10 protein-coding genes are annotated in these 9,681 nt (G+C 57.4%); 4 read left to right on the forward strand and 6 right to left on the reverse strand.

Annotated elements, in window-relative coordinates:
- Both VJV58_RS21610 and VJV58_RS21615 read right to left on the reverse strand, forming a co-directional pair.
- Positions 1–1,079, reverse strand: a 1,079-nt coding sequence (locus tag VJV58_RS21610; protein WP_324139403.1) for an epoxide hydrolase family protein, incomplete at its 3' end; no start/stop codon positions are given.
- Positions 1,080–1,133: 54 nt separating this feature from the next.
- Positions 1,134–1,865 carry a 3-oxoacyl-ACP reductase family protein gene (locus tag VJV58_RS21615; RefSeq protein ID WP_324139404.1) on the reverse strand — a complete coding sequence of 244 codons (732 nt, stop codon included), beginning with the start codon at positions 1,863–1,865 and terminating at the stop codon, positions 1,134–1,136.
- Positions 1,866–2,028: 163 nt separating this feature from the next.
- On the opposite strand from VJV58_RS21615, the gene VJV58_RS21620 reads away from it, so the two are divergent.
- Entirely contained in the window at positions 2,029–2,661 is a 633-nt protein-coding gene (locus tag VJV58_RS21620) for a hypothetical protein (protein WP_324139405.1), read from the forward strand.
- A 582-nt stretch (positions 2,662–3,243) separates the two neighbouring features.
- Entirely contained in the window at positions 3,244–3,960 is a 717-nt protein-coding gene (locus VJV58_RS21625) for a class I SAM-dependent methyltransferase (protein ID WP_324139406.1), read from the forward strand.
- A gap of 102 nt (positions 3,961–4,062) precedes the next feature.
- On the opposite strand, the gene VJV58_RS21630 is transcribed toward VJV58_RS21625, so the two are convergent.
- Positions 4,063–4,521: a VOC family protein gene (locus VJV58_RS21630; RefSeq protein ID WP_324139407.1), complete on the reverse strand. Its 459-nt coding sequence runs from the start codon at positions 4,519–4,521 to the stop codon at positions 4,063–4,065.
- On the opposite strand from VJV58_RS21630, the gene VJV58_RS21635 reads away from it, so the two are divergent.
- A complete protein-coding gene (locus VJV58_RS21635) occupies positions 4,520–5,416 on the forward strand; it encodes a DUF899 family protein (protein WP_414641544.1) in 897 nt (298 codons plus the stop codon). The genes VJV58_RS21630 and VJV58_RS21635 overlap by 2 nt on opposite strands.
- A 310-nt stretch (positions 5,417–5,726) precedes the next feature.
- Entirely contained in the window at positions 5,727–5,879 is a 153-nt protein-coding gene (locus tag VJV58_RS21640) for a hypothetical protein (protein WP_324139408.1), read from the forward strand.
- 741 nt (positions 5,880–6,620) lie between these two features.
- Here VJV58_RS21640 and VJV58_RS21645 read toward each other — a convergent pair.
- The 3 genes from VJV58_RS21645 to VJV58_RS21655 form a co-directional block, all read right to left on the reverse strand.
- Positions 6,621–7,592: an ABC transporter substrate-binding protein gene (locus VJV58_RS21645; RefSeq protein WP_324139409.1), complete on the reverse strand. Its 972-nt coding sequence runs from the start codon at positions 7,590–7,592 to the stop codon at positions 6,621–6,623.
- Between the two features lie 195 nt (positions 7,593–7,787).
- Positions 7,788–8,756 (reverse strand): ABC transporter substrate-binding protein, encoded by a 969-nt coding sequence (locus tag VJV58_RS21650; protein WP_324139412.1) that lies wholly within the window; start codon positions 8,754–8,756, stop codon positions 7,788–7,790.
- A gap of 141 nt (positions 8,757–8,897) precedes the next feature.
- On the reverse strand, positions 8,898–9,681 hold a 784-nt coding region (locus tag VJV58_RS21655), incomplete at its 5' end, for a class I SAM-dependent methyltransferase (RefSeq protein WP_324139410.1).

Consider the following 9,681-nt stretch of genomic DNA (forward strand, 5'->3'; position numbering starts at 1 on the left):
GCGAAATGACCGCCCTTTTTCATCTCCGTCCACCTTTGAATATTCGTGTAGGTCTTCTCAGCCAGCGAGCGAGGTGGGGTGACTATTTCCTTCGGGAAAGCGGCATACCCTGTCGGCACCGAGATCGGATGATCCGGCGAGATCGGCAACCCGAAATGCAGGCGACCGTAGTATGGCCAGAACGAAGAGCCGATGGCTGCAGTGAACCAGTACAGCGAGATATTCGCCAGCAGGCGGTCACGGCTGATAGCGCTTTCGGGTGCGCCATCATTATCAGACCACTTGCGAAATTTTTCCGTGATCCAGGCGGCGAGACCCGCCGGAGAGTCCGTCAACCCGAACGCCAGTGTCTGGGGCTTTGTGCCCTGGATTTGTTGATAACCGGCCTCTTCTTTGAGAAAGAGCGCAAGCTGCTCGTTGTATCGCGCTTCGCTTTCCGAATTCGGGCTGATCTTCTCGCGTGGCACATACAGCAAGTTCAGATGGATGCCGCAGACCGATGATGGGAATTTTTGTCCGATCAACGAAGCGACGCCGGCGCCCCAATCGCCACCTTGTGCAGCGAACTTCCGATATCCAAGAGTGTTGGTCATTAGATCGTGCAAGCATGCTGCGACATCCTGAAGGATAAACCTTTTCTGTCCCGGCCGAAACGAGAGTCCGTATCCGGGGAGCGAGGGTGCAATAACCGTAAATGCATCCGTTGCGTCACCCCCAAATCGAGCGGGATCGGTCAATCGCGGAATGATGTCGACGAATTCGAAAACCGAGCCCGGCCAACCGTGCATGAGCAGCAGCGGATATGGTTTCGGGCCGACACCGGGAACGTGAAGGTAATGCAGATCGATATCGTGCAGCGGCACCTTGAACTGCGGAAATTCATTTAGAGCCGCTTCTTGCGTGCGCCACTCGAAGCTGTCCTTCCAGTAGGACACCAGCTCACGCATATAATCGACGCTGGTGCCGTAGTCCCACGGCGCGCCGGGCGCGGCGTCAGGGAAACGGGTGAGGGCGAGGCGAGATTTCAGGTCGGTGATATCACCGTCGGAAATGTTAAGGACAAATTGTTCAGGCGGCATCGCGAATTGATCCTTGCATGACGTGAGGTTCTGGAGCCAAACCGTGCTTCCCTCTCAGTTGAAGCTCATGCCGCCACTCATCGCGACGGTTTGGCCGGTCATGTAGGAATTGTCGATCAGCATCATTACGGCTTTTGCGACCTCCTCGGCTCGACCGAATCGGCCCAGAGGGATTCGGCTAACTAGGCTTTCTTGGCCCTTCATCATGTCTGTTTCAATCAGCGAAGGCGCAACAGCGTTGACCGTGATGCCTTCCTTGACGAGGCGAGCCGCATAGCCGCGCGTCAATCCCTCAACGCCGGCCTTGGATGCATTGTAATGAGGCCCGATCGCACCGGCCCCGCGCGCAGCTCCGGAGGAGATGTTGATGATGCGGCCCCAATTTTTGGCTCGCATCATCGGCAACACAGCCTGCGTGCACAAGAACACGCCTTTCAAATTCACCGCGATCGTCTGGTCGAATTCGGCTTCCGAGAGCGTGTCAATTCCGCGCGTGATTGCGATGCCCGCGTTATTTATCAGGATGTCAATCTCTCCCAATTGGTATTTCACGAGTTGAATCATTTTCGCCACGGCATCCGCCTGAGAGACATCTGCTTGGACAGTAATGGCAGAGGCGCCGGTCTTGACCAGTTCGTCCGCCAGCTTCCTCGCCTGATCGGCTCCTTCGCGATAATTGATGGCTATGGCCGCGCCGTTTTCGGCCAATGCCCTCGATATGGCTGCACCAATCCCGCGGGAGCCGCCGGTGATCAAAGCGATACGACCATGCAATCCATTATTCACGGCTAAAACTCCGGTGTGCGGGTAAGCGGTTCAGTTTACGGCCCGAATGCAGAGAACGTAAGCCCGTTGCATGATCAGGCGCACCGAAGGTCATTGGAAGAACTTTTGAACCGGCCCGCCGGAAGCACCGACAAAAACAATAAGACGACACCGAGGTCATGGCATGTCCCTCGAAGACAGGGTGCTGCAGGTGCTCAACGGTCCGACCGTCGCGCGCATTCGCTTTCGGTTTCCGATCGCCGGCGGCCACATAACCATTACTCCTCAGACGTTGCACCGGGTTGCCCGGGCGGTTCGATCCGGAGCGGTCATTGTTCGGCGTCCGACCGATCTCGATCCGACTGCCGGCGCACAGTACAACGATGTTGCGCGCACGCGTCAGGACGGGACCGTAGTTCGAGCCAACACTCTGGAACTCAATGCTGTGACGGGGCGCTTCGATGAGGCAACCATCGTGCACGAGAGCTTGCACGCGGCTTATGACGTGCAGCGTACCGCCGGACTCGACGCCAATTCGGAAGAGGCCTCTGCGATCACCTGCACCGCGCTCTGCTGCCGCATGACCGGTCTGCCTCTTCCACGATGGACCGGCAGCCGAATTTTTTCCAATGCGGAGCGAGTAGCTCAGACCCTTCTCAGCCAATATCAAAAGGGCGATCGCGGAATTCCAATGGTCGGCGCGGCGGAATGGAAGACCCTCCGCATGGGCGTGCTGCTCGAGCCGGCGTACTTTATGAAGGGGCCTGCCGGTCTTTTCGGAACGCTCGCGAGCGTACAATACACTCACGACGGCTAAGCCGCGGCGATATCGAACTTGAATGATCGCCTGCGGCATGCGTTGATAGATGCCGCTCAAGATCGAAATCTTGCCGGACCGCACCACTCTTGCAAAGCCGCAGATCGCATCTTCATTAGATCACCTCGTGCGCGCGGGCGAGAAGTTGCGGCGGCAGGGCACTTGCGAGGACATCCCATGACGCTCAAAAGGGCGCCGGCCTTTACGATGGTGGCAATAGTGATTGCAATAGTCGGGCTCACCGCTCAGGTCAAAGCGACCCCTTGCCCGGAAGTGGTGCGACTGCGCAACGCTGCCACAGAGGCTTGGAAGCAGGCGATGAGAGCATCGCAATCGGATCGCTGTGGAGCACTATATCAGGCCGCTTTGGCAGCGGAGGCTACACGCAAATACGCTGACGACAATCGCGAGTCATGCAACGTTTCTGTGTCATTGTTGAACCAGGTGGAAAGGTCCCATCGCGAGGCGGTACAGGCTCGCGACAATGTTTGCGCCGGACGCCCGCTTCGACCATATCCGCCGGATATCATGAGGCGTTGAGATCACGGGAAGCCTGGTCCAGTTTTCAGCGGGGCGTATTGCATGGATCTCAGTCAGAGTTGGGAAGCTCAAGCCGAGCAATGGATCAAGTGGGCACGCGCCCCCAACGACAGCTATTGGCGACACCATCGCGACCAGTTTATTCGTCTGTTGCCCGCGCCCGGAAAGCAGACCGTAGATGTCGGTTGCGGCGAGGGCCGCCTGACACGGCACCTGAAGCAACTCGGACATGCTGTGGTCGGCATGGATGCCTCGCCGTCGCTTGTCGCTGCGGCGCGCGCAGCGGACCCTTCCATGGACATTGTGCTGGCGAACGCCGCATCCATTCCGCTGCGAGACAAATGTGCGGATCTGGCAGTTGCCTTTATGTCGCTGCACGACGTCGATGACATGGCCAGTGCAGTCAAGGAGATCGCCCGCATTCTTGTGCCGGGCGGCCGCTTGTGCATGGCGATCGTTCATCCGATCAATTCGTGCGGCCGCTTTGAAGCAGCCACGGCCGATGCGCGTTTTGTGATCCAGGGAGACTATCTTCGTTCCTTTCGCTACTCGGACGCGGTCGAGAGCGACGGGCTGTCAATGACGTTCCACAGTCAGCATCGGCCGCTTGAAGCCTATTTTGTTGCACTTGAAGAGGCCGGTCTTTTAGTCGAGGCGCTGCGCGAGCCCGCAGTGCCCGACGAAGCCATTGGCTCGCCGGCGGGACGCCGTTGGCAGAGATTGCCGCTGTTCTTACAACTCCGTGCGCGCCGAGCCTAACCGAAGTTGCGGTTAGCCGGCGTCGCACGGTGAATGCGCTCAGATTCGATCGCGAAGTGCGTCGCCGTTGGTCTCAAACAGCGGCGGCTCTTTGCAGTTCGCTTATGCGGCCTTGCCCTTCTGCTGTTTGCTGAAGGCCTCGGCTCGTTTCGCCAACTCCTTCGGTTCGACGTCCTCTTTGTGCGTGGCTATGAACCAGCTGTTGCCCGACGGATCCTTTACGCTACCGCTTCGGTCGCCGTAGAACATATCCGTGGGCTCCATCACGTTGCTGCCGCCGGCCTTAATCGCCTGCTGGTAAACCCGATCGACGTCCGGAACGTACACGTAGAGGCTTGATATTGTGGCCTTTGCCATCTCGTTTTCTTCGCCGATCATCACGCGGGAGTCCCCAATCATAATCTCCGCGTGCATGATCGAGCCGTCCGGCCGCTTGATTGCTTCGTGAGTTAGCTTGCCACCGAACGCCTGCTTCAAGAACTCAATGACTTTCGGAGCGTTGCGAACCGTCAGATAGGGGGTGACGGTATGATACCCCTCGGGAACGGGCTTTACTGCCATGATTGGCTCCTTGCTGTTGATTTCCGACAGGCTGCGCCGGAACTTTGAGATTTCTGTGCCGCACTCGTGGAGATGTAATGGCAAGCAGCTGCAGGGCCGCCAATGCAATTTGCGAAACCCGCTTCTGCCGGCTGAGTTTATTGTCAGGCCTGAACATCCCATCCGGAGGAAAGCCATGGAGCATCTCCGTTACCCAAACGAAAGCACCGAGTACCGTGCTTCCAGAAACGCGCTTCTGAATGACGAGATCGCACTTCGTGCACAGATCGAAGCGGTCGCAGCGAAACGCCGCGCCCTGCCGCTCGGCGGTGAGGTGCCGGAAGACTACGTGTTCGAGCGGATAGGAAAGAATGCAAGGCCAGAAAAGGTGAAGATGTCCGAACTGTTCGGTCCCCACAAAACGCTCATTCTCTACAGCTTCATGTATGGACCCGAACGTGATTTGCCTTGTCCAGGCTGCACGCATTTGCTCGATGGCATCGAGGGCGCGGCAAGGCACATTGGCCGGCGAGTGTCGCTGTACATCGTCGCGAAATCACCGATCGCACGTTTAGCCGCGTGGGCGCACGAGCGCGGCTGGAACCACCTGTCGTTGGTATCCACGGCTGGTAATAGCTACGACGCGGATTATTTCGGCGACACGTCAAAATTTCCCAGGGGTATGCGGGCGCAGCATCGCGTTCCCGACGGCCAGAACTGGGACGAGACGATCTTTAACGTATTCAAAAAACATAATGGGACGATCCATCATTTCTGGGGATCGGAGATGAGCTTTGCACCACCGGCACCTGATCAGCACCATCGGGCTGGGGATCTCGCAGACCCGTTGTGGGGTCTCCTCGACATGACACCCGAGGGGCGCGGCGATTTCTTTCCTAAGGTCAGTTACGATTAAGGCGCCCGGAGTTTTCGTCGGCAAACAACCTGGGTGCACCATCGGATAAGTGGCTCGCCTTCCTTTATCGTCGGCCACCTCTGAAATGCAAAAAGGCCATGCTCATTTGGTGCGGCCGGGTTAGGTCACGCCAAAGTCGTTTGAGCCAAGCCATCTGGCCTGTCCCTCGCGCACTCCTGCCGTGATGCAATGCGCCCGCATAGCGTGGGCGCTGGGCGGTAGCCTTTCTCTCGGAGGGAGCGAGGTCCTTAGTCTCATGACTCACAGGTGCCGCGGAACGATCCTGGACATCCTCCGGGCGGACCAAACCATGAGCAGCTGGATCGGTATCAAGTTTGACCCGCTCGGGTTCGGCGCGCTCATCTTGCACAGATGTGACCTGCAATGCGTCCCGATCTGGATCGTGTTCGGCTGGTTCTTGCTTGGCCGGCTCCTGGGCGGGTACGGCCGCGGGCGCGGGTGATGTCGCAGCCGAGCTTGCAGTTTGCACGACAGCTCCATGCACACAACGACGCGCGGTTTCGATTTCGGCATTGCTGGCGCCGTGGCTTCGTGCCCATCTCTCAGCGGCCGCTTCCGAGTATTTGGCGACGTAAAAACGAACAACGGCGCAGGAGACATGGCCAAACAACGGCACGCCTGCCGTGGCGGTTTGGCTGAGTGCCATTAATGTTGAAAAGGCGAGGACTGCTCGTCTCATCATCACGATCCACCGTGAAGGAACTAACGCAGCAATTTCGGGGGCTTTTGCTTTGGTTCCACTGTCATGAGTTCTGGGGATGAAGGTGCGTGCGGGGAGGCAAATCTGGCACCCGGTTAGCGTCGCCGTCCAGTCATTGGTGCGGAGCGCAGCGGCAAATCCCGTCTGAACGTTTACAAGTTATCGATGAAATCGCACCAATGATGCGGTGATTTGCGCGAGTTGTTCTCGCGAACGTTCATTCAAACAAACGCAAAATTTTAACAACCATTCTCCGGAAATATCTCGGAAGCGCGAACAATGGTCAGACGAGGCGCAAGCCTCGATTCCAATCAGTCATTGAGGGTAGCTTCTCGAACAAGGCCAGCACGTTGCGACTCCGAATGTCGTAACCATCGGTGTGGCTCGCTCCTCAATACTGGAAGATCTAACAATCCGAACACCTGTGGCACTCAGCTGCCGGTTGAGAAGCCGTCTACAGCATCAAAACCGGACCACGCCTAGTCACTCGATCACGTCGTCTGCGAGCGCAAGCAACGAGGGCGGCACGACGAGACCGAGCGTCTTGGCGACTTTAAGATTGATGATGAATGTAAACTTGGCCGGTTGCTCGACAGGTAGATCAGCCGGATTGGCGCCCTTCAGAATTTTGTCAACGTAGATCGCCGCACGCTTGTGCATGTCCTCGTAGCTCGGACCATAGGAAATAAGACCGCCGGCTTCGACCAATTCCTTATAGGCATTCACGTTAGGCAGCCTCTGTTCTTCGGCAAACTCCATCATGCGTTTACGGTTATGCAGGAACACGCGGTCTGCCAGGATCAGCAAGGCGTCTGGCCGGTCGTTGCGGATGGCAGCGAAGGCGCCATCGAGGTCCTCGGCTTCTCGTATGTCATGTGGTTGAAGCGTTATTCCCATATGCTGAGCCGCAGATTGCGCATTTTTGATCGAAATGGCGTGAAAGGGATTGAGCGAATTAAAAAAAACAGCGACACGCGAAAGCTTCGGCACGATCTGATGCAAAATATCCAACCGTTTGCCCTCGAGGTCTGGCGCAACCGAGCTGAGGCCGGTGAGATTGCCGCCGGGGCGGGCAAGGTTTGAAACAAGACCGGTGCCAACCGGATCGCCAACCGCGACCATAACGAGCGGAACGGTTGAGGTGGCCTTTTTAACCGCAAGGGCTGCCGGCGTGCCGGCAGTGACGATCACGTCAACCTTGGCCGCGATGAGTTCGGCGACGAGTTCCGGAAAACGGTCATAGTCCCCCTCCGCCCAGCGGTATTCGATGACAATATTGCGGCCCTCCTCGTAGCCAAGCTCGCGCAGGCCGTCGCGAAAGGCGTCGACGAGATTAGCTTCGAGCACGGCTGTGGAGTTGCCCATGAAGCCGACGCTTGGAAGTTTCGCCTGCGCCGGCAATGCCCAAAGAACGGACGAGCCAGCAATTACGTTGAAGAAATCGCGCCGTTTCATGGGCACCAACAATCCGGCTCAACTGTCCGAGTTAGCGAGTTGAACTTGGTAAGGTACACACGGTCAAGCATCCGTGGGGTCCGTTTTGGTCATTTCGGACTTGGGCGCATCATCAATTCGCTGTGGCCTCAGGAACAGATGCCTGCAGCTGAACAGGCAGCGTCCGAAAACTGCCAACAAGCCTGCAAAGATACTCTATTCAATCACCTCGTCGGCGCGCGCAAGGATCGTAGGTGATATTTCAATCCCTAGCGCCGTTTCAGTTTTGCGGCTTATGATTAGGTCGAATTTGGTTGGCTGCTCGACCGGCAGATCAGCGGGTTTGGCGCCTCGTAAAATCTTGTCAACGTAAACAGCGGCACGGCGAAATAAATCCGGGGTGTTTGGTCCGTACGACATCAGGCCCCCTGCCTCAACATAGATCCGAAAGCCGTGCATCGTCGGCAGACGCTCACGTAAGGCCAACATGTTTATTTGGCTGCGATTAGTATTTGCGAGCGGATTAGCCGGCACGTAAAGTGCATCGGCTCGATCGTGAAGTCCTTCGAAAGCGGAGGGGATATCGCCGGCTTGTCTGACTGGAAGCGTTACGATTTCGATATCGAGTTTCTCTGCAGCGGCTCGCACCTGGGCCAGTTCTAGCTCGGTACCAGAAAAGCCAACGTAAGCTAGTACAGCGACGCGGTGAAGTCCGTGCACTGTCTCGCGCAAAAGCTCTAACCGCTTGCCCGCGAGATCGCTCGACTGGATCGATAGTCCCGTAACGTTGCCGCCAGGCCGTGCAAGATTCGACACCAGCCCTTGTCCCAGCGGGTCCGCCATCATTGCCGCCACTATCGGAATCTTCGATGTCGCTTCCTTTGCTGCCTCACCTCCAACTGTGACAATCGCATTTACGTTGAGACGGACGAACTCAGCCGCAATTTCGGCGTATCGGTCAGTACTCCCCTCTGCCCAACGATACTCGATCGCAACGGTCTGCCCTTCGATCCAACCGAGCTCACGCATTCGCTGTACAAAAGCGGTTCTCCACTCGCTCCAGCCTGATTGGGTGCCAGCCCCCATAAATCCGATAGTCGGAATCCTGGAGGCAGGTTGGGCCCTAGCTCTAGCAGGCCAAGCCGCCGAACCAACCAAAATCGAAATGAATTGGCGACGGTGCATTTGCTTCCCAAAAAGAAGACCCACGCTTGGCCTAGTGAAAAACTAGCACTTTGCGGCCGAGCGGCAAGCGCAGCAAGAAGGGGTCGTTATTAGATCCCTTCGTCGGTGCAGGCGAGGATGGTCGGAGCGACCGTAAGCAGTTCAAGATCTCGTAATCACAACTTCAAGGTAGTCGCCGGGAACAATAAGGCTACTAGTGCCGGCCCAATTCGACTTTTCAAGTAGATCGAGAATGTCGGCTTCCAGTGCAGCCGCCTTCTGCGCATCAAGCGCAGCGAACGCCCGGTTCGTGGGACCATAGTAACGTCGAAAAACGTCCAGCCAATGCTCCGGAGAGTTGTACCTGAACATGAACGTCTGCACGGAGCTGTGGATTTCATGTCCTGGGAACAGCTCTTCAAGGTGTGCCGCGGTTCCCCAGAGAGTAGGTGGTTTGATGCCGGGCGAGGGTGGTGCGTACTTTCCGACCATTTTCAGAAGCTGGCCTATAAAACCCTCCGGCGTCCAGTTAGCCAATCCGATCTTCCCGCCTTTGCGCACGACGCGAACGAGTTCGGCGGCTGCCTTTGTCTGGTTCGGGGTGAACATGACACCGAACGTGGATAGCGCCACGTCGAAGCTGCCATCGACAAATGGAAGTGCTTCGGCATCAGCCTGCCGAAAATCGATGGAAAAGCGCTCGGCGGACGCACGCTCCCTCCCTCGCTCAAGAAGTGCGCCGACATAGTCGGTCGACGTGACGCGAGCGAAGCGGCGGGCCGCGGCCAGCGTCGCGTTCCCGTTGCCAGCCGCAACATCGAGCACGCTGCTGCCGGCGCGCATATCAACGGCCTCGCACAGTCGCTCGCCGACGATCTGAAGAGTCGATCCGATCAATGCATAGTCACCGGACGACCAGACGGACTGCTGGCGTTGCTTGATGGCA

It is taken from the genome of Bradyrhizobium sp. (assembly GCF_035273305.1).
Lineage (GTDB): Bacteria > Pseudomonadota > Alphaproteobacteria > Rhizobiales > Xanthobacteraceae > Bradyrhizobium.

Coding starts and splice junctions, on each gene's coding strand:
- VJV58_RS21640 (WP_324139408.1), top strand. CDS start 5,727: ATGAGCAGCTGGATCGGTATCAAGTTTGACCCGCTCGGGTTCGGCGCG.
- VJV58_RS21645 (WP_324139409.1), bottom strand. CDS start 7,592: ATGAAACGGCGCGATTTCTTCAACGTAATTGCTGGCTCGTCCGTTCTT.
- VJV58_RS21650 (WP_324139412.1), bottom strand. CDS start 8,756: ATGCACCGTCGCCAATTCATTTCGATTTTGGTTGGTTCGGCGGCTTGG.
- VJV58_RS21635 (WP_414641544.1), top strand. CDS start 4,520: ATGATTGGCTCCTTGCTGTTGATTTCCGACAGGCTGCGCCGGAACTTT.
- VJV58_RS21630 (WP_324139407.1), bottom strand. CDS start 4,521: ATGGCAGTAAAGCCCGTTCCCGAGGGGTATCATACCGTCACCCCCTAT.
- VJV58_RS21620 (WP_324139405.1), top strand. CDS start 2,029: ATGTCCCTCGAAGACAGGGTGCTGCAGGTGCTCAACGGTCCGACCGTC.
- VJV58_RS21625 (WP_324139406.1), top strand. CDS start 3,244: ATGGATCTCAGTCAGAGTTGGGAAGCTCAAGCCGAGCAATGGATCAAG.